At 73.3% G+C, this 22,960-nt stretch carries 14 protein-coding genes and 1 pseudogene; 3 read left to right on the top strand and 12 right to left on the bottom strand.

Annotation, left to right across the window (positions count from 1 at the left end):
- Positions 1-291 precede the first annotated feature (291 nt).
- Positions 292-459, top strand: coding sequence for a hypothetical protein (locus tag RDI86_RS08925; RefSeq protein WP_168945033.1), 168 nt, complete (start codon positions 292-294; stop codon positions 457-459).
- A 1,269-nt stretch (positions 460-1,728) separates the two neighbouring features.
- Here the strand turns inward: RDI86_RS08925 and RDI86_RS08920 are convergent.
- The 8 genes and pseudogenes from RDI86_RS08920 to RDI86_RS08885 all read right to left on the bottom strand — a co-directional run.
- Positions 1,729-2,649, bottom strand: coding sequence for a D-alanine--D-alanine ligase (locus tag RDI86_RS08920; RefSeq protein WP_076404571.1), 921 nt, complete (start codon positions 2,647-2,649; stop codon positions 1,729-1,731).
- Between the two features lie 205 nt (positions 2,650-2,854).
- The gene (locus RDI86_RS08915; RefSeq protein WP_061268283.1) at positions 2,855-4,183 is read right to left on the bottom strand and encodes a PLP-dependent aminotransferase family protein; all 1,329 of its coding nucleotides are present in this window, start codon (positions 4,181-4,183) and stop codon (positions 2,855-2,857) included.
- Positions 4,184-4,331: 148 nt separating this feature from the next.
- On the bottom strand, positions 4,332-4,664 hold the full coding sequence (trxA, locus tag RDI86_RS08910; RefSeq protein WP_021479912.1) for a thioredoxin: 333 nt from the start codon (positions 4,662-4,664) through the stop codon (positions 4,332-4,334).
- A gap of 39 nt (positions 4,665-4,703) precedes the next feature.
- Entirely contained in the window at positions 4,704-5,732 is a 1,029-nt protein-coding gene (trxB, locus tag RDI86_RS08905; protein WP_086150122.1) for a thioredoxin-disulfide reductase, read from the bottom strand.
- A 352-nt stretch (positions 5,733-6,084) separates the two neighbouring features.
- Positions 6,085-7,944 (bottom strand): protein kinase family protein, encoded by a 1,860-nt coding sequence (locus tag RDI86_RS08900; protein ID WP_308821207.1) that lies wholly within the window; start codon positions 7,942-7,944, stop codon positions 6,085-6,087.
- A 98-nt stretch (positions 7,945-8,042) separates the two neighbouring features.
- The gene (murJ, locus tag RDI86_RS08895) at positions 8,043-9,758 is read right to left on the bottom strand and encodes a murein biosynthesis integral membrane protein MurJ (RefSeq protein ID WP_251177182.1); all 1,716 of its coding nucleotides are present in this window, start codon (positions 9,756-9,758) and stop codon (positions 8,043-8,045) included.
- A gap of 203 nt (positions 9,759-9,961) precedes the next feature.
- The gene (locus tag RDI86_RS08890; protein ID WP_308821206.1) at positions 9,962-12,232 is read right to left on the bottom strand and encodes a DUF6049 family protein; all 2,271 of its coding nucleotides are present in this window, start codon (positions 12,230-12,232) and stop codon (positions 9,962-9,964) included.
- 128 nt (positions 12,233-12,360) lie between these two features.
- Positions 12,361-12,948 (bottom strand): annotated as a pseudogene (locus RDI86_RS08885) (NUDIX hydrolase); the annotation flags it as partial.
- Between the two features lie 152 nt (positions 12,949-13,100).
- Here RDI86_RS08885 and RDI86_RS08880 point away from each other — a divergent pair.
- The gene (locus RDI86_RS08880; protein ID WP_277351112.1) at positions 13,101-14,555 is read left to right on the top strand and encodes a CCA tRNA nucleotidyltransferase; all 1,455 of its coding nucleotides are present in this window, start codon (positions 13,101-13,103) and stop codon (positions 14,553-14,555) included.
- Between the two features lie 135 nt (positions 14,556-14,690).
- On the opposite strand, the gene RDI86_RS08875 is transcribed toward RDI86_RS08880, so the two are convergent.
- The 4 genes from RDI86_RS08875 to RDI86_RS08860 all read right to left on the bottom strand — a co-directional run bounded on the left by RDI86_RS08875 (position 14,691) and on the right by RDI86_RS08860 (position 20,037).
- Positions 14,691-16,268 carry an MDR family MFS transporter gene (locus tag RDI86_RS08875; protein WP_308821204.1) on the bottom strand — a complete coding sequence of 526 codons (1,578 nt, stop codon included), beginning with the start codon at positions 16,266-16,268 and terminating at the stop codon, positions 14,691-14,693.
- 326 nt (positions 16,269-16,594) lie between these two features.
- Entirely contained in the window at positions 16,595-17,926 is a 1,332-nt protein-coding gene (locus RDI86_RS08870) for an MFS transporter (protein ID WP_061268288.1), read from the bottom strand.
- A gap of 327 nt (positions 17,927-18,253) precedes the next feature.
- Positions 18,254-19,345: an inositol-3-phosphate synthase gene (locus tag RDI86_RS08865; protein WP_074803974.1), complete on the bottom strand. Its 1,092-nt coding sequence runs from the start codon at positions 19,343-19,345 to the stop codon at positions 18,254-18,256.
- Positions 19,342-20,037 carry a PadR family transcriptional regulator gene (locus tag RDI86_RS08860; protein ID WP_021482833.1) on the bottom strand — a complete coding sequence of 232 codons (696 nt, stop codon included), beginning with the start codon at positions 20,035-20,037 and terminating at the stop codon, positions 19,342-19,344. The genes RDI86_RS08865 and RDI86_RS08860 overlap by 4 nt, the downstream gene beginning before the upstream one ends.
- A 414-nt stretch (positions 20,038-20,451) precedes the next feature.
- Between RDI86_RS08860 and RDI86_RS08855 the strand changes: the two genes are divergently transcribed.
- A complete protein-coding gene (locus tag RDI86_RS08855) occupies positions 20,452-22,875 on the top strand; it encodes a penicillin-binding protein (RefSeq protein ID WP_308821203.1) in 2,424 nt (807 codons plus the stop codon).
- Positions 22,876-22,960 lie beyond the last annotated feature (85 nt).

The raw sequence follows: 22,960 nt of genomic DNA, 5'->3' as shown, positions 1-22,960 counted from the left end.
CGCAGGCCCGCCTCGAGACAGGTAGGAGGAAGACCGCCGTCTGGAGCACGAGGTTCTTCGGCGAGTGCCGGACCGCCTCGCTGCCGAGGAGGGCCGCGTCGCGATGAGCGGCTTTCGCCTACGCCATTCGAGCACTGCGCGCACCCGACTGCGATGATCGCTCCCCGGAGGGAAGGGCGGGTTTCACGTGAAACGGCAGGCCAGAGGCCCTCCGCAGGGAGCATGGTGTTGTCGCGCCGTGTTTCACGTGGAACACGTCAGGGACGACGTGGCCCCTGGTCAGTGAGTTCCATGACGGCAAGCGAGCAGACGGTTGATGCCGACCTCCTCATGCGCGTGCAGCGCCAGTCCACCGTCGAGGCAGCGGAGGTCCGCGGCGCTCTCCGCTCAGAGACGCTCGCGGAGGGGGAGAGGCCGACGCTGCCCGGAAGCGCTGGGCAGATCAAGGCGCCCGTGTGACGTCGCCACTCTGTCACCCCGCCCCCGGGTCGATGTGCGGGGCGGCGTGTCGGCTGTTCCCTGTGGCAGAGGCCGAGCACCCCGACACCATGCGGATTCTCTGAGAACGGGATGGCCGTCGAGCGGGGCGGGCCTTCGACGATGGGCCGCAGAGCTGACCCTCTCGGGTTGGTGGCCACAGCGTTTCGATGCCGCTGCCGTGCACCGCCGGCCGACCTCGGGTGCCGGTTGACGGTCCGGTGGAGACCCGTTGTGCGGACACAGCGGCGTAGCGGTGGGCCCGTACGCGGAGGGGCCTGACAACGCGGCGTCGTTCGCTCGCGCGGCGTGACCGGCTGTTTCACGTGGAACATCGGAAGGTCGTGGCAGCGCCCGACGCGGCTGTGCCGGACGCCAGGCACTCGCCGCACTGCGTCGTCGGACTCCGCATGTGAAGCGCTCGGGTGCGCGACGCGTCGGCGGGGCTTTGGAGGCTACAGCCCGGCACCGGGGGAGGGGAGGGGCTCCCGTGATGCGCCGCCAGGACCACCGGGAGTGGACCTGGATACAGGGGAGGTCAGGAGTGCCGTTCGGGACGCCCGCCGCGTGAGGCTCGCTGTTCCCCCTCGCGACCATCCTGGCCCCGCGGCAGTCGTGGGCGGGCAGTGCCATCACACATCGGTACGGGCGAACCCCCGTCCACCCGAGACCTTCGCCTCCGTGGCTCTGCTGCACCGTGCGCGTCGCCGTGGGTGGGAAAGCTCTCTGCCTTCGGAGAACGAGTCAGCACGGGTGCGTCCACGCGAACCAGACGTCTACGCGCTTCGCGAGCGCGACGCCGTGCGTCGCCCAGTCCATGGGCGCGGACCCGGGACGCCGGCCGGGGACTGCGCGTTCGCGACGCGGGGCCGTTCGCCCGGAGAGTGGCCCCGCGCGAAGTCGGCCGGTCCCATCAGGCGTGTTTCACGTGAAACGACGCTCCTGTCGGCGATCCTGAGCCGACCTGTCGGTGGGGCGCGAAGGTGCACCGTTCGAGATCATGACGGGAACGTGGGTCGGGCCGGGAACGAGCATCCGCGCCACGGTCGTGATGGGTCGCATCAGTCGGTGCTATCCCGTCGGGCCACCACACCGCCAACTCCGTCGCGGCAGGTCATGGCATCGCCGTGTCTCTCGCTCACCAGTGCCACCGGAGTGGGCCGAGAACGAACCCCCCGGAGGGGGCCGAAAACGAACGGCGCCGCCGTTTCACGTGAAACAGCGATGCCGGTCAGCCAGGCGGAGGAGGGATCAGTGCCGCACGTGCGCGTTGACGAGAGACCGGTAGAGGTGCCCGAGATCGAGTCCGGCAGCGCGTGCCGCCTGGGGGAGGAGGGACGTCTCGGTCATCCCCGGCGCGACGTTGACCTCGAGGAACTGCACGACCCCGTCAGCGTCGAGGATGACGTCCGTCCGGGAGAGGTCGCGGAGACCGAGCGCGGAGTGGGCTCGAACGGCGACCTCGCGGACGACGCCGAGGACGTCGTCGTCGAGTCGCGCCGGTGCGAAGTACTCGGTGCGGCCGGGGTTGTAGCGTGCGTCGAAGTCGTACGGACCCGTCGTCACGATCTCGACCGGCGGCAGGGCCTCCGGACCGCGGCCCAGGTCGACGACGCTCACGGCCAGCTCGACACCGCGGACGGCCTGCTCGATGAGTGCGACCTCTCCGTACGCGAAGCAGTCGACCATGGCGCGAGGAAGCTGGTCGGCTCGCTCGACGAGCGTGACGCCGAGCGCGGACCCGCCGTGCGTCGGCTTCACGACGAGCGGCAGCCCGAGGCGTGCGACGACCGCGTCGAGCACGGGCTGGGCGCCGAGCTCGCGGAACAGGCTCTGGGGGAGGGTGACGTACTCCGGGGTGCACAGGCCGGCGCCGAGGACGACGTTCTTCGCGACGGGCTTGCTCCAGGCTGCACGGCTCTCACGCGGACCGGTTCCGACGTAGGGCACGCCGACGAGCTCGAGGACGTCGCGGATGGAACCGTCCTCTCCGCTGGCACCGTGGAGGAGCGGCCAGACGACGTCGGGTCGCGCGGACTCGAGGAAGGGGAGGAGGTCGGCGTCGACGTCGTGCACGGTCACCTCGAGACCGGCGGCGCGGAGGCTCTCCGCGACACGGCGCCCGGAGCGGAGCGAGACGTCGCGCTCGTGCGAGAGGCCGCCGGCGAGGATGGCGACGTGCCCGCCCGGGGGGACGTCGTCGTCGGGCCGGAGAAGGTGAAGGTGCTGGTCAGGGCGCTGCGCGTCCGTCGAGGTCGTGCTGTCGGCGACGCCGCTCGTCGTGGGGCTGCCCGTGGTCGTGTCCACTGGTGACGGACTCCTGTTCGGTGCCGCGGCCGCCCGGTGGGGCGGCCGCGGCGTCGTGTGGTGAGGGGCTTCAGGCCAGGTTCGGCGAGGGGTTCTCGACGTCCGTGACGTCGGGGTCGAGCTCGGCGTTGGTGCCGAAGATCTCGACGAGCTCCTGCTCGGCGTTCACGACGCCCGCGAGGCGACGGACGCCCTCGCGGATCCGCTCCGGGGTCGGGAAGCAGTAGGAGAGGCGCACGTGGCTCGCGCCCGTGCCGTCGGCGTAGAACGCGGTCCCGGGGACGTAGGCGACGCGCGCGGTGACCGCGCGGGGGAGCATGGACCGCGCGTCGAGCCCGTCGGGAAGCTGGACCCAGGTGTAGAAGCCGCCGTCGGGCACCGTCCAGCGCGCCGAGGGGAGGTGCTCGGCGAGGGCGCCGATCATCGCGTCGCGACGCTCGCGGTAGAGCTCGCGGAACTGCTTGATCTGGCCCTTCCAGTCGCACGTGTCGAGGTAGGCGGCGATGGCGAGCTGCGACGCGTTCGACGGGCACAGGATCGCGGACTCGCTCGCGAGAACGAGCTTCTCGCGGACGGCGTGCGGTGCGACGACCCAGCCGACGCGGTATCCCGGGGCGAAGGTCTTCGAGAACGACCCGAGGTAGAGGACGCCGTCCTCGTCGAGCGACCGCAGCGCGGGGAGCGTCTGGCCGTCGAAGCCGAGGAGCCCGTAGGGGTTGTCCTCGATGACGAGGACGCCGTACCGCTGCGCGATCTCGAGGATGCGCGGGCGGCGCTCGGCGGTGAGGGTCACGCCGGCGGGGTTGTGGAAGTTCGGGACGGTGTAGAGCAGCTTGACGCGACGCCCGTCGGCGGCGAGGCGCGCGAGCGTCTCCTCCAGCGCCTCCGGGACGAGCCCGTGCTCGTCGAGGGGCACGTGCACGACGTCGGCCTGGTACGACCGGAACACGCCCAGCGCCCCGACGTAGCTCGGCGCCTCCGCGACGACCACGTCGCCCGGGTCGACGAAGATCCGCGTGACGAGGTCGAGCGCCTGCTGCGAGCCGGTCGTCACGACGACGTCGTCGGGGTGGCACTCGATGCCTTCCATCCGCACCACGTCGAGAATCCGCTCACGCAGGGTCTCGTCGCCCTGGCCGGAGCCGTACTGCAGCGCCGTGGCACCGCGCGTCGCGACGAGGCGCTGCATGGTGTCGGCGATCTGGTCGAGAGGGAGGCCTTCGAGGTACGGCATGCCGCCGGCGAGCGACACGACCTCGGGCCGGTTCGCGACCGAGAACAGCGCTCGGATCTCCGACGCTCGCATCCCGTGCGCTCGCTCTGCGTAGGCACCGAACCACGGGTCGAGGCGGGTGCCGCTGGGAGCGGGCTGCTGCGAGGGAGTCGTCGGTCCAGTCACGATCCCCAGTGTGGCACGGAGGATCGGGGGATCGCGTGAAGACGCCGGAGGGCGGACCACCGTGCTGGTGGCCCGCCCTCCGGCGTGCATGGTCCGACGTCGCTCCCGGTCCGAGCTCCGAGTGCCGAGCGGTCGCGGAGGCGACGGCTCAGACGGTCGTGGCGAGGACCGCGTCGATCTCCTCCGTGAGCGCACGCTTGGGGCGCGCACCGATGATCGACTTCTGCAGCTCGCCGCCGACGTAGACGTTGAGCGTCGGGATCGACACGATGCCGTAGGCGGCGGTCGTCTCCGGGTTCGCGTCGGTGTCGAGCTTGGCGATCTTGATCTTGCCGTCGTACTCCTCGGCGAGCTCCTCGAGGATCGGCGCGACCTGGCGGCACGGGCCGCACCAGGTCGCCCAGAAGTCGACGAGGACGGGGACGTCGGACTCGAGGACCTCCGCGCGGAAGGTGGCGTCGGTGACGGGGACGGTCGACATGGTGAACCTCCTGGGGTCGTCGGTGGCTGCGGTGCGGGGTCAGGCCTGGAGCTCGGCGAGCGCCTCGGGCAGCTCGTCGGGGTTCGGCGTCTGCGGGGTGCCGGCGAGGTCCGCGAGCCCCGCCGCGTCCGCGAGCTCGGTGAGGTAGCGCTGCGCGTCGAGGGCGGCGGAGCACCCCGAGCCGGCGGCGGTGATGGCCTGGCGGTAGGTGTGGTCGACGGCGTCGCCGCACGCGAACACGCCCTCGAGGTTGGTCGCGGTGGTGCGCCCGACGACCTGGATGTAGCCCTCGTCGTCCAGGTCGATCTGACCCTTGACGAGCTCGGTGCGGGGCTCGTGGCCGATCGCGACGAACAGTCCCGTCGCGGGGAGCTCGCGCTCCTCGCCGGTCACGGTGTCGCGCAGCGTCACGCCCTCGACCTTCTTGTCGCCCTCGATCCCCGCGACCTCGCTGTTCCAGGCGAACTCGATCTTCGGGTCGTTGAGCGCGCGGTCGGCCATGATCTTCGACGCCCGCAGCTCGTCACGACGGTGCACCAGCGTCACCTTCTCGGCGAACCGGGTGAGGAACGTGGCCTCCTCCATCGCCGAGTCGCCCCCGCCGACGACCGCGATGTGCTGGTCGCGGAAGAAGAAGCCGTCGCACGTCGCGCACCAGGACACGCCGCGGCCGGACAGGCGCTTCTCGTCGTCCAGGCCGAGCTCCCGGTAGGCGGACCCGGTCGCGAGGATGACGGCGCGGGCGCGGTAGGTGTCGCCGTTGCCCGTCACGACGGTCTTGACCGGCCCCTCGAGGTCGAGCAGCGTGGCGTCGTCCCACTCGATGCGCGCGCCGAACCGCTCAGCCTGCTTCTGCATGTGGTCCATGAGCTCGGGGCCCATGATCCCGTCGGGGAAACCGGGGAAGTTCTCGACCTCGGTCGTGTTCATCAGCGCACCGCCGGCGGTGACCGACCCCGCGAGCACCAGCGGGGACAGTCCCGCGCGCGCCGCGTAGATCGCCGCGGTGTACCCGGCGGGACCGGACCCGACGATGATCAGGTTCTGGACGGCTGACTGCTCGGTCACGTGCTGCTCCTCGGATGCTCGGTGCGTGGCGGCCGACCACGCGAGAGTGTGAACGCCGCCGGGGCGGCTTCTGTTCCACGGTACGGGGGTTCGCGGGTCGGCGGGTGCTCGGCTCACCGTGGGTGCGAACCGACCGGCACCCGGCTCGCCGCGGCGATGGTCCCGGCGCCGGCCCGCGGCCGTGCCCGCCGACACGGTGCCGTGGGCGGGCGCTCCACGCCCCGTGGTGCCAGAGCGACGGGTGAGCGGCGACGCCGCACGTGTCCGCGACGAGCACCGCACCGCTGGCACGAGCACAGGGGCAAGCAACGTCGCGGGCCGTGGGGGACCCGGCGTCGGGCCCCCCACGATGTCAGGAGACGAGGATCTCGTTGATCTCCGCGCGGTACTCGCCGGCCGGGTTCTGCGGCAGCTCGGTGAACCACAGGACGATGGACTCGGCCTCGACCGGCTGCTCGAACGTGAACGTCGCACCGGGGGAGAGCGGCCCGGAGGCGAGCACCGTGCCCTCGGTGGGGGTGTCCGGGCTCGTCGCACGGATCTCGACGTTGCCGCCGTTCGTCGCGGTGTCGATGACGATCGACGAGACGGGCGCCTTCTCCTCCAGGGTGACGGCGAAACCGATCCCCGAGCGCAGCCCGGCGAAGTCTGCCGCGTTGTAGCGCCGCGAGATCCACGTCGTGTCCGGCTGCTGGTCGTAGGCCAGCGACGCCAGCTCGGGGTGCTCGCCGTCGTTGTTGCCGGCGGCGTCGCCCTCGGGATCGAGCGCGGTGCCGGACGCGATCATCGGGCGGACCTCGGGCGCGGGCGGTGCCTCCTCGCCCGCGGAGCCCGTGCCCTCACCGCCCTCGGCCGGCGCCTCCGACCCGCCCGCGGTGGGCTCGTTGGTCTGCACGGCGGGGCCGAAGCCGTCGAACGCCGTGTTGACGGCCCAGACGACACCGCCGACGACGAGGGCCAGCACGAGCACGAGGACGATGGGGGTCGCGTTGAACCGTCGCGGCCCGCGCCGCGACGGGACGGGCTCGCTCCACGCTTGCGCGGCGTCGGGACCTGCGGGCGGGGGCGGCGCGGACGCCGGGTCGTACGGCAGGGGAACGGTGCCCGCGTCGTAGCCGACGGGCGGCGGCGGGACCGAGTACGCCTCGGCGGTGGGCGGCGGCACGGCGGCGGTGGCCCCGGTCGCCGCCCCGGCGGCGTACGCAGCCCCCGCGCCCGCACCGGCCGACCCCGGCACCGCGCCGACACGGTGGATGCGTCCGGTCGTCGGACGGCGGACGGGCGGCGCGGGCGGCGGCGTCCCGGGCGGCGCGCTGGCCGCGCCGTCGAACGCCGTCCGCACCGACTGGCGGCTCACACCGGCGGCGGGCTGCACGAACGCGGGCAGCGCCGCGACGACGGAGACCTCGCCCCAGGGCTCGACCGCACCCACGACGTCGGCGGGCGAGCGCGGGCCCTCTCCCCGGGGCGTCGCGGTCCACTCCGCCGCGGTGCCGTGGGTGCCGGCGAAGGTCTCGGCGCACAGCTCGTCGAGCTCGGCGGGGACGTCGGGACGGACGTCCGAGAGGGCGAGCACGCTGTCGCCCGCGCGCTGCGCGGGCAGCGGGTGGATGGAGTCCGCGGCGATCCAGGGGACGTCGAGGGACGGCCCGGCCCAGCGGGCCGTCATCGCGTAGTAGAGGAGCGCGACGAGCCCGACGGCGTCCGCGCGCGAGGTCTGCTCGGCGTCGTGCTGGTCGTGGCCGGCCACGCCCGCGTCGAGCCCGAGGCCCGTGACGAGCACGCGGCCGCCGTCGACGCGCACCGCGTCCGGGCGCAGCGCGAGATGGTGGACACCGCGGCGCCGGGCGACCTCGAGCGCTGCGGCAGCCTCGCCGACGATGGCGCGCGCCTGCTGCGGGTCGACGATCCCGCCGGCGACGACCTCGCTCAGCGTGATGCCCGTGTAGCGCTCGGTCACGACGTACGCCACGCCGTCCTCGGACCCGACGTCGAGCACCCGCGTGAGGCGCGGGTCGACGACGAGCGCCGCGCGTCGTGCGGAGTCGAGCGCCTCGGCGACGTGCGCGCCGGTGACGACCGAGAGCCGCACCGGTCGGTCGAGGATCTGGTCGTGGGCCGACCATGCCGTGACGTCCGACAGGTCGGACGCGAGCTGCTCGTCGAGCCGGTAGCGCGCGACGAGCAACGTTCCTGGGGCCACGCCGTTCACCGGACCTCCTCCGTGTGGGACTCGTGGTCGAGACCCCATGGTACGCGGGCCCGGATTGCCCCCGTATCACCGGATACCCGCACGTCAGACGTGTCGCGTCACCGGCGGACGAGGCGTCTGACGCGGCCCACGAGCGGTCCCGCGAGCTGGTCGAGCTCCCGCACGCGCATGAGCTTGAGGCCGCCCGCGTAGACGAGGCCCATCACGGTGCCGCCGACCGCCACGACGACGACCGACTGCCACCACGAGAGCCCGTAGATCCCGTCGGCGGGGTCGCCCGAGAGCACGACGAAGGCCCGCAGCACGCCCCACCCGGCGACGGCGCTCACGAGCGCGGCGAGGCCGGCCTTGACGTGCAGGCGGAGGATCCGTGCACCGTCGAGCCCGTGGAGGGTGCGCCGCAGGCCGACGGTGCGCAGCCCGACCGCCACGAGGTTGGACAGGCTCATCGCCAGGCCGATGCCCACGACCCACAGCTGGGGCGGGAGGACCTGCGTGCCGACCCACGACACGCCGACGAGCACGAGCGTGCCCGGCACCTGGATCCAGAAGACCGTGCGCCCGTCCTCGAACGCGTAGTAGACCCACTTCATGAGGACCATGCCGCCGAGCGGCACGAGCCCGAGCGCCATGGCGCGCAGCACCATGGACACGGCCTCGCCCGAGGCGGCGTCCACCGAGGGCACGAGCAGCTTGGTGACGGGCAGGGCGAGGACGACGAGGACCGCCGTCGCGAACACCGTGAACACCCCCACGGTGCGGACGCCGCGCGAGAGGTCGTGCCGCACGCGCGCGAGGTCGCCCGCGTGTGCGGCCGCGCTCATGCCCGTGAACAGCGCCGTCGCGATGGAGACGGTCACGAGGGAGTGCGGCAGGAGGTAGATCATCAGCGCCTGCGTGTAGGCCGCGTTGCCCGCGACGGCCAGCGCGTCCGAGAAGGCGCCGGGGGCGCCCGTCACGAGCCCGGTGACGGCGCCCAGGGTGCCGGGGTCGTCGCGGTAGGCCCCGAAGGTCTGCGCGAGCGCCGCACGGGGCGCCTCGCTCGCGAAGCGCGTCGTGAACAGGACACCGACCTGCTCCAGGAGGACGGCGGCGAACGTCCACAGGGCCACCTGGCCCGCGGACCGCAGGCCGATGCCGTGGAGGCCGAACCGCAGGTGCCAGCGGAAGCCCGCGCGCCACAGCGGGACGACGAGGATGAGCGCCTGGGCGGCGACGCCGAGCGTCGCGGTGCCCGCGAGGAGCGCGATCTTGGTCCCGTCCCACTGCGTGAGGTCGTCGACGTTCCCGGTCGCCGCGGGGCCGTACAGCGCGATGAACGCCGCGAACCCGGCGATCGACACGACGTTGTTGAGCACGGGCGCCCACATGAACGGGCCGAACTGCCCCCGCGCGTTGAGGACCTGCCCGAGCAGCGTGTACAGGCCGTAGAAGAAGAGCTGGGGCGTGCACCAGAACGCGAACGCGACGGCGAGCGACGTCTGCGGCGCCGTCCAGCCCGGCCCCGTGTACAGCGCGACGAGGATGCTCGAACCGGCCGTGAGCAGCGCGGACAGCGCCAGCAGGATCACGCCCGAGAGCGTGAGCAGCTTGTCGAGCCGTTCCTGCGTGTTGCGCGCGCGGTAGGCGCGCACGATCTGCGGGACGAGGACGGCGTTGAGCACGCCGCCCGCGAGGATCGCGAAGAGGACGTTGGGGATCTTGTTCGCGACGTCGAACGCGTCCGCCACGAGGCCCGTCGTGCCGATCGCGGCGACCAGCAGCACGTTGCGCACGAGGCCCAGGCCGCGTGAGACGAAGGTGCCGGACGCCATGAGCGCCGACGACCGGCCGAGACTCCCCGTACGGGGTGCCGGGGCCTCGGTGGCGCCCGCCTCCGCGGTCTCGTCGGGGGTGCCCGACGCCGCGGGGTCGCCCGGGAGCGCGCCTTCGATCCTGGGGACGGCGTCGCGCGTCGTCCCCGGGCGAGAACCTCGCCCGGCACCCGCGGGACGGACGTGCCGCGGCTGTCCGGGGCTCACTCGACGCGCTCCTCGTCGCGGCGGGGCGGTCCGTCGGGCCCGCTCGGCGCCGCGGCCGGCGGGTCCTGCGGGGACGGCTGGTCGAGCGTGGCGCCGGCCAGACGGCGGGGCGAGCGACCACGACGCACGGTGCGCCAGATGCCGGCGAACAGGGCGATGACGAGCAGGACGGCGACGACGACCGTGCCGACGGACTCCCAGTCGGCCCGCACCCGGACCACGAACTGCTGCGGCTCCGCGACCCGGACCTGGGGCTGCGCGGCGCTGACGAGCTCCACCTCGACGGTGACGTTGCCGCTCCCGAAGCCCTCGACCGGCACCCCGACGCTCGCCTCGGTCGGGACGAGGTCGCCGTCCGCGTCGCGCGTCGCCGCCGGGATCGTCACCGTCGTGCGCTCCGGGGCCCGCAGCCGGGGGTCGTCCGGCCGGAGGACGACCTGGACCGTCGCGTCCTGCGTGAGGGTGCTGCGCACCCGGACCGGCAGGTCCTCCTGCTCGGCGACGAAGAAGAACGACGAGCGCGTCTCCACCGAGAGCCCGCCCCGCACCGCGGCGGACCGCTGCTCGGCCTGCTGGACGGCGAGCGTGCGCGACGGCGGCGCCGCGCGGTAGGCGACGGCCGTCGGCGTGACGAACGCCGGCTCGAGCGGGCGCATGAGTGCCGTCGGGTCCGCCGCGACCGTCGCGAACGCGGCGAGCTCCGCGCGCGACCGGTCGAGGGACCGGAGCTCGGCGGCACCGATCTCGCCGTCGGCGGGCGCGTCCTCGGGCAGCGACGCGCGGTCGACTGCGGGTGGCTCGACCGCGAGGAGCTGGTCCACGGGTGCGAGGTCGACCCAGCCGGAGTCGCGCAGCGCGTCGAGCCTCGTCGTGAACAGGCCGGGCTCGGGCTCCCACGACCGGGGCAGGGCCGCGAGGACGTGCCGCTGGTCGGCGGGGCGCTCGCGCGCGATCACGGCCGTCTCGGCGAGCAGGCGCTGCGTCGCGGAGACGCCGGAGCCGTCGCCGGCGGAGAGCAGCGCGGTGAGCACCGGGTCGGCGACGAGCGCCGTGGCCGGTCCCGCGGACGTCGTCACCGTCGCGACGCCCGAGGGCGTGTACGTGAGCGAGTCGGCCGGCGCGAGGCCGCCCGGACCGACGACCGTCGCGGTCGCTCCCGACGCGACGGCGAGCGTCGTGGTCGCGAGGTCGGGGACGGCGTCGGCCGGCCAGGCGAGGTCGGTGCGCCACCCGTTCGTCGGGTCCGGGGGAGCGGGGGTCCCCGTGTCCGCGGCGTCGTCGCCGTCGGCCGTGTCGTCGGCCGGCGTGCCCGACGCCGGGTCGGACGAGGTGCCCGACGACGGCAGCGGCGTCCCCTCGGGCAGCGCGAGGCCCGCGTGCGCGAACGCCGCGACGTCCGGGTCGTAGGCGCGCAGCGCGAACGTGGAGCGCCCGGCGGTCGCCCCGCTCACGGCGTCCGCCCAGGCGTTCACCGCCGGGTCGGCGGCGACGGCAGCGGCCGCGAGCAGCGCCGGGTCGGCGACCCAGCCCACGTCGGACGTCCCGCCCGTCGCGGCGAGCAGGCGGCCGAGCCGTCCCTCGCTCGCCACCGCGGCCGAGAGCGCGTCGTCGTACGCGACCGGGTCGGGGTCGACCGGGGGACCCGTCAGCGCCGCGACCACGCTGAGCCGCACGGGAGAGACGTCGTCCGCCGGGGCCCGGAGCGCGAACGTGCGCTGCACGGCGAGGCGCGTGCCGCCGTCGGACACGGCGACCGCCAGGCCGCGCGGGCCCGGGTCGTTGCCCGTGCCGAGGCCGAGCTCGGCGGCCGACGCGGAGAGCGTCACGTCGGCGCTCTCCCCGGGCGCGAGCGGCCGCCCGACGTCCTCGGCGGCGACGGTGGCGCCGACACGCCCGTCGAGACCAATCGTCGTCCAGCTCTCGAGCGCGGACCGCGTGCGCAGCGCGCGGCGGTCGACGCCGAGGGTCACCGCGGGGGAGCCGAGCGTCTGCTCCGTCCCGTTCGTCACGCGCGCGGTGACGGTGAGGGTGCTGTCCGGCGCGAGGACGGTCGGTGCGAACGACGTGAGCTCGAGCGTCACCGCGTCCTCGCCCTCCGGGACGGTGTCGGCCGCGGCGGGCGGGGCCGCCGTCGTGCCGCCGAGCAGGACGCCGGCCGCGACGACCAGCACCAGGAGCAGGGTGACGAGCAGCCGTGCGGTCGGACCGCGGAGCGAGGCCGGCGCGGCGCCGGGGGGGCGCGCACCGCTGCGGGAGGAGGGCGTCATGAGTGGTCGGTCGAGCTCCGTGGGGCGGGCGGTGCCGGGCCGCCGCGGCCGTCGTGCGGGTGGCCGTGCGGGCGGACGATCGTCCGGGTCACCCTACTCTCGACCACCCCGTGGAACCGCGTGCGACGGCCCTCGAGGACGCCCTGCGCGACGACGGCGATGCGCCGCTCGTTCGGGTACGCCAGCCGGGCCGGAAGGTCCACGACCGGGATCCAGGCGACGTCCTCGGCCTCGCCGTCCGGGTCGCCCTCGACCGTGAGGTGCCCGCCCGTCGCGCGGAGCAGGAAGTGGTGGACGACCTTGTGCACGCGCCGGTCGTCGCCCGTGAACCAGTAGTCGATGACGCCGAGGGGCTCCTGCACCGCGCCGCGGATGCCCGTCTCCTCCGCGATCTCGCGGACGGCCGCCTGCTCCGGCGTCTCGTCGCCCTCGAGGTGGCCCTTCGGCAGGCACCACTCCAGGCGGCCCCCGCGGTTGCGCCGCGCGATGATCGCCGCGCACGGGTAGCCACCGGCGACGGTGATGACGAGGCCGCCCGCGGAGACCTCGTCGACGACCGGGAGCGGCGCCGGCGCGGGGCCCGGTCGCGAGCGCGGGTCGATGCGGAGGGCGTGGCCGCCCGGCGGGGCCGGGACGGGGGCGGGCTGCCCGCGGCCGTCGCCACGCCCGCCCGCCGGATCCCTCCGGGGGTCGTCGGCGTGCGCGGGGGTGGACATGGGTTCAACTTTACCGAGTGGGCACCCACCTCCCCGGGACCGGCTCCCCGGCGCGGGCGCCGCATCTGGCAGGCTTGGGTGTCGTGCCCCAGCCTTCGTCCCCCTCGCCGTCGCCCCAGCCGACACCGCCCGCGACGCCGCACGCGCTCGAGCTGCAGCGCCGCGCCCTCGCGGTGCTCACCGAGATGGCGCCCGCGGCGATCGAGCTCGGCGAGGCGTTCCGGGCCGCGGGCCACGAGCTCGCGCTCGTCGGGGGACCGGTCCGCGACGCGTTCCTCGGGCGGGCGAGCAACGACCTCGACTTCGCCACCTCCGCGTCGCCCGACGAGACCGAGGCGATCCTCGCGCGGTGGGGCGACGCGCACTGGGACATCGGCAAGGAGTTCGGCACGATCGGCGCGAAGCGCTTCGGGAGCAGCGGCCCCGGTGACGACCTCGTCGTCGAGGTGACGACGTACCGGACGGACGAGTACGACCCGACGTCACGCAAGCCCGTCGTCGCGTTCGGCGACACGCTCGAGGGCGACCTGTCGCGCCGCGACTTCACCGTCAACGCGATGGCCGTGCGGGTGCCGGACATGACGTTCGTCGACCCGTTCGACGGCCTGGGCGACCTCGCCCGCCGCGTCCTGCGCACCCCGATCGCCCCCGAGCAGTCGTTCGACGACGACCCGCTGCGCATGATGCGCGCGGCGCGGTTCGCCGCGCAGCTCGAGTTCGACGTCGACGGCGGGACGCTCGCCGCGCTGGTCCTCATGACCGAGCGCATCGAGATCGTCTCGGCCGAGCGCGTGCGCGACGAGCTGTCGAAGCTGCTGTGCGGCGCCGCGCCGCGGCGCGGGCTCGAGGTCCTCGTGGACACGGGCCTCGCCGACCACGTGCTGCCCGAGCTGCCCGCGCTCAAGCTCGAGATCGACGAGCACCACCGGCACAAGGACGTGTACGAGCACTCGCTCACGGTCCTCGACCAGGCCATCGCGCAGGAGACCGGGCCCGACGGCGCCGTCCCCTCGCCCGACCTCGTGCTCCGCCTCGCGGCGCTCCTGCACGACGTCGGCAAGCCGCCCACGCGCCGGTTCGAGGCCGGGGGCGGCGTGAGCTTCCACCACCACGAGGTCGTCGGCGCCAAGATGGTCGCCAAGCGCCTCAAGGCGCTGCGGTACGACAAGCAGGTGGTCAAGGACGTCGCGCGTCTCGTCGAGCTGCACCTGCGGTTCCACGGCTACGGCGACGGCGCGTGGACCGACTCGGCCGTGCGCCGCTACGTGACCGACGCCGGCCCGCTGCTCGAGCGCCTGCACCGTCTCACGCGCGCCGACTGCACGACCCGCAACCGGCGCAAGGCCCAGCGGCTGCGCGAGTCGTACGACGACCTGGAGCGCCGCATCGCCGACCTCCAGGCGAAGGAGGAGCTCGACGCCGTCCGCCCCGACCTCGACGGGCAGCAGATCATGGAGATCCTCGGGATCCGCCCCGGGCCCGTGGTGGGGAAGGCGTACAAGCACCTGCTGGAGCTGCGCCTCGACCGGGGCCCCGTCGACGAGGAGACGGCGCGCGCGGACCTCCTGCGGTGGTGGGCCGAGCAGCCGGAGTCGTCGGCGTCCTGAGCGTGGCGTACCCCCGGCGCGCGGGTGAGCCCTCGGGGGTGAGAAGGAGCGAAGACACCGAAGGGGTGCCGCTCTCGGGCTGATGAGAGCGGCACCCCTCGCCGTGCTCGCGGGTGCGACGTCGTGCCGGTCGCCTCAGACGTCGTCGGTGGCCAGGGCGGCCTCGACCTTCACGTCCGCGGTGCGGGCGTCCGTGGCGCGGGAGTCCCCGGTGCGGGCGTCCTCGACCGGGGCGTCCTGCGTGCCGGGCTGCGCCGGGCCGTGCCCGTGCGCCGGCGGCGCGCTGCGGCGCAGGAGGAACGACAGGCCGACGGCGACCAGCATGACCGCCGTGCCCCAGACGAACGCGTCGCCGACGCCCTCGGCCAGCGCCACCCGGGGCGACGCGCCCGCCTCGCCGTACGCGATCGAGCGCGACGTCATGACGGCGACGAACATCGCGGTCCCGGCGGCACCCGCGAGCTGCTGCACCGTGCCGATCGACGCGGAGCCGTGCGAGTACTGGTGCGGCTCGAGCGACGAGAGCGCCGACGTGAACAGCGGCGTGAACATGAACGCGAGGCCCAGGCTCAGCGTGACGTGCAGCGCCAGGACGAACCACGGCGACGAGTCGGCGTGGATCGTCGTGAAGGCCGCGAGGGCCACCGCGACGACGCTCACGCCCGGGATGACGAGCGGACGCGGTCCCACCCGGTCGTAGAGCCGGCCGACGGTCGGGCCGAGCAGACCCATGAGGAGCCCGCCCGGGAGCACGATGAGCCCGGTCGCGAGCGGCTCGAGGCCCATCGCGTCCTGGAGGAACAGCGGCAGGAGGATGAGCGAGCCGAACATCGCGACCATGCCGACGGCCATGATGCCGAGCGGCACGCTGAACCCGCGGTGCGTGAACACGCGCAGGTCGAGCAGGGCACGGTCCTCGCGCTGGAGGACGATCTGCCGCCACGCGAACGCGGCGAGTGCGAGGACGCCGAGAGCGAGCGGCACGGCCGGCGGGACGACGGGCGTGTGGCGCGCGGCCTCCCCGATGCTCGAGAGCCCGTAGACGAGCCCGCCGAACGCGAACGCCGCGAGGACGAGGGAGAACGGGTCGAGGCGCGAGCGCGTACGGTCTGCGACGTCCCGGATGTACAGGAAGCCGAGGAGGAGCGCGACGAGGCCGATGGGCAGCACGATGCCGAAGACCCACCGCCAGCTCAGGGAGTTGAGGATGAGACCCGAGAGCGACGGACCGAGCGCGGGCGCGGCGGCCATGACGATCGAGATGTTGCCCATGACCTTGCCGCGGATGGCCGGCGGCACGAGCGTCATGATCGTCGTCATGAGCAGCGGCATCATGATGGCCGTGCCCGACGCCTGGACGACGCGCCCGACGAGCAGCCACGCGAAGCCGGGGGAGAGCGCGGCGAGCAGCGTGCCCGCGCTGAACAGCGACATCGCGAGCAGGTAGGCGCCGCGCGTCCCGAGCCGCTGGAGCAGGAACCCGGTCGCCGGGATGACGACGGCCATGGTCAGCATGAACGCCGTCGTGAGCCACTGGCCCGTGCTCGCGGTGATCCCGAGGTCCGCCATGAGCGGCGCGAGCGCCACGCTCATCGTCGTCTCGTTGAGGATCACGACGAACGCCGAGCCGAGCAGCAGCGCGATGACGAGGAAGTCCGCCCGGGGGAGGCGGTCGACGGCGGCCGAGGTGTCGTGGGTGGGGGAGGCTGTCACGGTGTGTCTCCGCTCGCGTCGGTGGCGTCCCGGGCGCAGGGTCGGACCCGGTCGGGGGGCAGGGTGCGCTGCAGGGCAGCGCGACGGTCGCGTGCGGGGGCACGCGACGACGGTGTCGGTTCGGTCGGCGGGGCCACGAGCAGGGTGACCCGACCCGGGACGGCCCGCGCGGCGCTCGCCGCGAGATCCGTACCCTGTACGACCATTCACCATCCTGCGTTATTCCCGCCGACGGTGACGACCTCTTTTCCGCCCCGGACTCATCGGTACGCCGAGGGCAGAAGGAGGCCCGCGCGCGTCGCGCAGGCGGTCGAGGGGACGGCGCGTCAGGCGTGCGGCGTGCGGGGGGACGCCCCGGCGTCGGGCACGACGGCGTCGCCCGGCTCGGACGGCGTGCGAGCGCCCCGCGTCCACAGGACCAGGGCGGCGACGCAGTACGCCACCGCCAGCACGGCGAACACGCCGCGCGACCAGCCCGTGTCCGGGAGGGTGAAGGCCGCGAGAGCCGCCGCGCCCACGAACGCCGCGTTGTAGAGCACGTCGTAGAACGCGAACGCGCGGCCGCGGAACTCGTCGTCCGTGTCGCGCTGGACGATCGTGTCCACCGCGATCTTCGTGCCCTGGGCGGCCAGGCCCAGCAGCGTCGCGCCCGTGAACACCACCGCGCGCGACGGCGTCGTGACGAGCAGGAGCTGGCTCGCCGCCGCGAGCAGCAGCATGATCGCGATCCACACCTGCGGACCGGTGCGGCGCGACAGGAACGGGGTGATGACCGCCGCCGCGGCACCCCCCACGCCGGTGAGCCCCACGACGAGCCCGAACGTCACGAAGCCCGCGTCCTGGTCGCCGGGGCTCAGGAGGTTGCGCGCGATGAGGATCGACGCGATGAACACCACGCCGTAGAGGAAGCGGTGCGTCGCCATCGCGAGCAGCGCCTGCCCCGGCGTGCGGCGCGCGACGAGGTACCGGGCGCCGTCGGCCAGACCGCGCGCGACCCGCGCGATCTCCGAGCGGATCGCGGACTCCGCCGGGCGCTCCGGGCCGAGCTGCGTGCGCCCGAGGCGCAGCGCCAGGAGCGACGCGACGCCGAAGACCAGCGCCGCGCACACGAGCGCCGACGAGTCCTTGACCCGGCCCGGCTCGAACGCCAGCCCGAGCACCACGCCGATCCCGCCCCCGACGAACGCCGCACCCGCGCCGAGCGTCGGCGTGAGGGAGTTCGCCGTGAGGAGCAGCGGGCCGTCGACGACCCGCGGCAGGCCCGCCGAGAGCCCCGCGAGCAGGAAGCGGTTCACGGACAGCGCGGCCAGGCCCAGCGCGTAGATCCAGCCGCTCACCCCGCCCGTCAGCATGAGCACCGCCATGCCGAGCGTGATGACGACGCGCACCGCGTTGCCCCACGCGAGGACCTGACGACGCTGCCACCGGTCGAGGAACACCCCGGCGAACGGGCCGACGATCGTGAACGGCGCGAGCATCACCGCGAACGCGCCCGCGATGGCCGCCGCCGTGCCCTGCGACTCGGGGGAGAAGAACAGGAGCGACGCCAGGCCGACCTGGAACATGCCGTCCCCGGCCTGCGACACGAGCCGGACGGCGAACAGCTTGCGGAAGCCGTCCAGGCGCAGCAGCGCCCGCAGCTCGGAGATCACACCCACGCGGTCACCCTACGTTCGTCGTCGTGCGGTCGGACATGCGGTTGTCCCCCGTGGGGCGCCGCGGGGGGGGGGCGAGGGTCGGGGGCCCGGGTCGCGCTGGGAGGTCGGGCGGGGAGGCGCGCCGCGTCTACCATCCGCCGCTCGTCCCTCGCGGCTCCCGCCAGGCCCGCCACGACGCGGCGCGCCTCCCCGCCCTCCCGGTGCCGTCTCACCTCGAGCGTGCCCGCGGCCGACGGCGAACCCGGCCGAGCGAGGTAGAGCCCTGGTCCTCCTGCCGGACGACCAGGGCTCTACCTCGGCGGAGCGCTCAGCTTTCAGGGCTCCAGGTCAGCGCTCGACCTCACCGGCGATGAAGGCCTCGAGCTGCGCACGGCCCTTCGTGTCCTCCATCTGGACCGGCGGGGACTTCATGAAGTACGTCGAGGCCGAGAGGATCGGGCCGCCGACGCCGCGGTCCTTGGCGATCTTCGCGGCGCGGACGGCGTCGATGATGATGCCGGCGGAGTTGGGGGAGTCCCAGACCTCGAGCTTGTACTCCAGGTTCAGCGGGACCTCGCCGAACGCGCGGCCCTCGAGGCGCACGTACGCCCACTTGCGGTCGTCGAGCCACGCGACGTAGTCCGACGGGCCGATGTGGACGTTGCGGTCCTCCGTCTTGCCGCCGAGCGGGCCCTCGAGGTTCGAGGTCACGGCCTGCGTCTTGGAGATCTTCTTGGACTCCAGGCGCTCGCGCTCGAGCATGTTCTTGAAGTCCATGTTGCCGCCGACGTTGAGCTGGTACGTGCGGTCCAGCACGACGCCGCGGTCCTCGAAGAGCTTCGCGAGCACGCGGTGCGTGATCGTCGCGCCGACCTGCGACTTGATGTCGTCGCCGACGATCGGGACGCCGGCCTCCTCGAACTTCGCGGCCCACTCCGGGTCGGACGCGATGAAGACGGGGAGCGCGTTGACGAACGCCACGCCGGCGTCGATCGCGGCCTGCGCGTAGAACTTCGCGGCCTGCTCCGAGCCCACGGGGAGGTAGCAGACGAGCACGTCGACCTGCGCCTCGCGCAGCGCGGCGACGACGTCGACCGGCTCCGCGTCCGACTCCTCGATCGTCTGCGCGTAGTACTTGCCGACGCCGTCGAGGGTCGGGCCGCGCTGGACGGTCACGCCGAGCGGCGGGACGTCGGCGATCTTGATCGTGTTGTTCTCGGAGGCGTTGATGGCCTCCGAGAGGTCGAAGCCGACCTTCTTCGCGTCGACGTCGAACGCCGCCACGAACTCCAGGCTCGACACGTGGTAGTCGCCGAACTGGACGTGCATGAGCCCCGGGACGGTGCTGCTCGGGTCGGCGTCACGGTAGAAGTGCACGCCCTGGACGAGGGACGATGCGCAGTTGCCTACGCCGACGATGGCGACGCGGATGGAGGTCATCCTCGCTCCTTGGTGTTCGTTGTTCCAGGGTCCTCGGGACGCCTCGCGCCGTCGGGCTCCTGCTCGGATGGTTCCGCAGGATGCGGGGTGCTGCTGGACCGCGCGCGGGCGGCGCCCCGGGCGTGCCCGGAGCTCCTGTCGCGCTCGGTGGTGATGAGACCGTCGAGCCAGCGCACCTCGCGCTCGACCTGCTCGAGTCCGTGACGTTGCAGCTCGAGCGTGTACTCGTCGAGCCGCTCGCGCGTGCGAGCCGCGGACTCCCTGACCGCCTCCAGCCTCTCGGTGAGCCGGGTGCGCCGGCCCTCGAGGATGCGGATGCGGGTCTCGGCGTCGGTCTGCGCGAAGAACGCGAACCGGACGTCGAAGCTCTCGTCCTCCCACGCCGCCGGCCCGGAGGAGGCCAGGACGGTCTGGAGGTGCTCCTTGCCCTCGGCCGTCAGCTCGTAGACGATCCGCGCGCGCTTGCCCGAGAGGGCGGGCGCGAGGGTCGACTGCGCGGCCGACTGCTCCGTGCCGGTGATGAGCCCGCGGGCCACCAGCGACTTGAGGGCGGGGTACAGCGAGCCGTAGGACAGCACGCGGAAGGAGCCGAGCATGATGTTGAGCCGCTTGCGCAGCTCGTACCCGTGCAGCGGCGCCTCCTTGAGGAGACCCAGGATCGCGGTCTCGAGCACAGGTGTCTTGCTCCGCACGATCCCACCTCCTGACGCTCCTCGGCGTAGCCCCGGAGGGACTCGCTGGGATCTGGTCCGACCCGATGTATCGAGTCGATACATCGACAGGTTAGGTCGTCCCGATGTGTCGTGCAATCCTGACCGGACTGTGACACACGTCGCCGGGCATGTGAAGAACCCGCGGAGGCGGCGGGACGCCCGGGCGAATCAATGGCGGACGATCCCGCTCACGGTGCGCTGAACCCTTGTCGGGACAGGGTGACGCCCTATTGTTCAGGGTGGTCCGGCGTGCGCCGACCTCGTGCCCGACGGCGGCCCGCCCCCGAGGCAGGGCCCGTCCCGTCGGTCAGGTGGTCCCCGCACGGCGGCCCACGGGCAGGCCCGCGGTCGACGCGAGCCGGCTCCTCGATGCCCCCCAGAGGAAGGTAGACCGTGGCGCGATCCACGAGGACGAACGGACGGCCGACCCCGCGCGGGCGCCGTCGGTTCTTCAACTACCCACGCTCGCACGTCAAGGGCGTCCGCCGCTGGCTGCCGTCGTGGCGCGTGGTCGTCGGGACCATGCTGACGGGCATCGCGCTCGTCGCGGGCGTCGCCGTCGCCGCGTGGTTCACGACCGAGGTCCCGACGAAGCTGCCGAGCGTGGGGGCCCAGACGTCCACCGTCTACTGGGGTGACGGCACCACGGAGATGGGCAAGTACGCGGTCGAGAACCGCGAGATCGTCGACTACGCGACGTTGCCGCCGTACGTCGGCAACGCCGTCGTCGCCTCCGAGGACCGCACGTTCTGGACGAACTCCGGCGTCGACGTCAAGGGCATCGCGCGCGCCTTCTACAACAACATCAAGGGCGGCGGCCGTCAGGGCGCGTCCACGCTGACGCAGCAGTACGTCGAGCGGTACTACACGGACTCGGTCACGGACTACGCGGGCAAGGCGCGCGAGGCGATCCTCGCCGTCAAGATCACGCAGCAGCAGGACAAGTCGGAGATCCTCGGCAACTACCTCAACACCATCTACTTCGGTCGCGGCGCCTACGGCATCCAGGCGGCGGCGCAGAAGTACTACGGCGTGAACGCCGCCGACCTCACGGTCTCGCAGGCGGCCATGATCGCCGGCATCATCCCCAGCCCCAGCAACTGGGACCCGGCCGTCAACCACGCCCAGGCCGAGGAGCGGTGGAAGCGGACGCTGCGGAACATGGAGGAGGACGGCCACATCACCGCCGCGGAGCGCCAGGCGGCGGTGGACGCGGGCTTCCCCGAGGCGATCCCGTACGTCAAGTCCCAGAAGTACGAGGGGCCCACCGGCTACCTGCTCGGCATGGTCGAGGACGAGCTCGCGAAGAACGACATCTCGTTCGACGCCCTCCAGACCAAGGGCTACAAGGTCACCACGACCATCGACGCGACGATGCAGCAGGCCGCGGTCGACACCGCGAACTCCCTCCCGCAGGAGGCGCGAGGCGACGAGAACCCCGTCTCGCCCAACCTGCGCCCCGCGATCGTGTCGATCGACCCCAACGACGGGTCGATCCGAGCCCTGTACGGGGGTCCCGACTACGTCACCCAGGCGTACAACAACGCGACGCGAGGTGCAGCGCAGGGAGGCTCGACGTTCAAGCCGTTCACCCTCATCGCGGCGCTCGAGGCCGGGCACACGCTCGACGAGCGCTACGACGGCAACTCGCCCAAGACGTTCCCCGACGCCAACAACGGCGAGGACTGGAAGGTCCGGAACTTCGGGGACGTGCCCTACGGCGACATCGACCTGGTCAAGGCGACCGCCAACTCCGTGAACACCGTGTACGCGGCGCTCAACATCGAGACCGGCCCTGAGAAGACGGCGGAGGTCGCCCACCGCCTCGGCATCTCGGACCGCACGGAGGTGCTGGGCAACGCGGCCAACGTCCTCGGCACCGCGACCGTGACGCCGCTGGAGCTCACGAACGCGTACGCGACCATCGCCTCGGGCGGCCTGCGGTCCACCCCGCACATCGTCGCGTCGGTCACGGACTCGCGCGGCAACCTCGTGTACCAGGCGCCGGGTGCCGACAAGCGCACCCAGGAGTTCACCACGGAGACCATGTCGGCCACGCAGTACGCGCTCGCGGAGGTCGTCAAGCAGGGTTCGGGGAAGCCCGCGCAGGAGATCGGGCGGCCCGCCGCCGGCAAGACGGGTACGTCGAACGAGAACAAGTCGGCGTGGTTCGCGGGATTCACCCCCGGGCTCGCGACGGTCGTCGGCCTCTACCAGGTCGGACCGAACGGCGAGGAGGAGCAGATCACGCCGTTCGGCCGCTGGGCCGACATGCGCAACCCCGAGATCACCGGTGGTTCGTGGCCCGTCGAGGCTTGGGCGTCCTACATGCAGGTCGCGGCGGCGAACCTCCCGGAGGGCGAGTTCCTGCCCTACAGCCCGCCCAAGCCGAAGCCGACGGAGACCCCGACGGAGACCCCGACGGAGACCCCGACCGAGGAGGCGCCGCCCGAGGAGCCGGAGGAGCCGCAGCAGCCGGCGAACGTGGCAGTCCCGTCCGTCGTCGGCATGGAGGCTCGCGCCGCGCGCGCCCAGCTCGAGGGCGCCGGCCTCAAGGTGCGGATCACCGAGGAGTTCTCCGACCAGCAGCCCCGGGGCTTCGTGATCAGCCAGTCGTCCATGAGCGAGGTCCCGCCGGGGTCGACCATCGCGCTCGTCGTCTCGAAGGGCGCCGACCCGGGCCAGCAACCGCCTCCCGATCCCACGGACCCGGAGAACCCGGACCCGTCGCCCACGGAACCCGGGAACCCGGGCGGGGGAGGGAACGCCGGCGGGGGCAACGGCAACGTCGGCGGCATCATCCCGGGCCGGGGCTGACCTGCCCGTCGGCCGCAGATTTCCGGGCGCCCGCGCCGAGCGGGTACCCTGGGGAGCTGCCGTCCGCCCGTCGGACGGCAGCAGC

The sequence above is a fragment of the Cellulosimicrobium sp. XJ-DQ-B-000 genome, assembly GCF_031119065.1.
Taxonomy (GTDB): Bacteria; Actinomycetota; Actinomycetes; order Actinomycetales; family Cellulomonadaceae; genus Cellulosimicrobium; species Cellulosimicrobium funkei.
The sequence above is the reverse complement of the archived record's forward strand: the minus strand, read 5'-3'. Positions and strand labels throughout refer to the sequence as shown.

What these genes read in the sequence shown, in the direction of transcription:
- RDI86_RS08925 (WP_168945033.1), top strand. Translation starts at nt 292, where the DNA reads ATGACGGCAAGCGAGCAGACGGTTGATGCCGACCTCCTCATGCGCGTG.
- trxA (WP_021479912.1), bottom strand. Translation starts at nt 4,664, where the DNA reads ATGTCGACCGTCCCCGTCACCGACGCCACCTTCCGCGCGGAGGTCCTC.
- murJ (WP_251177182.1), bottom strand. Translation starts at nt 9,758, where the DNA reads ATGGCGTCCGGCACCTTCGTCTCACGCGGCCTGGGCCTCGTGCGCAAC.
- RDI86_RS08890 (WP_308821206.1), bottom strand. Translation starts at nt 12,232, where the DNA reads ATGACGCCCTCCTCCCGCAGCGGTGCGCGCCCCCCCGGCGCCGCGCCG.
- RDI86_RS08865 (WP_074803974.1), bottom strand. Translation starts at nt 19,345, where the DNA reads ATGACCTCCATCCGCGTCGCCATCGTCGGCGTAGGCAACTGCGCATCG.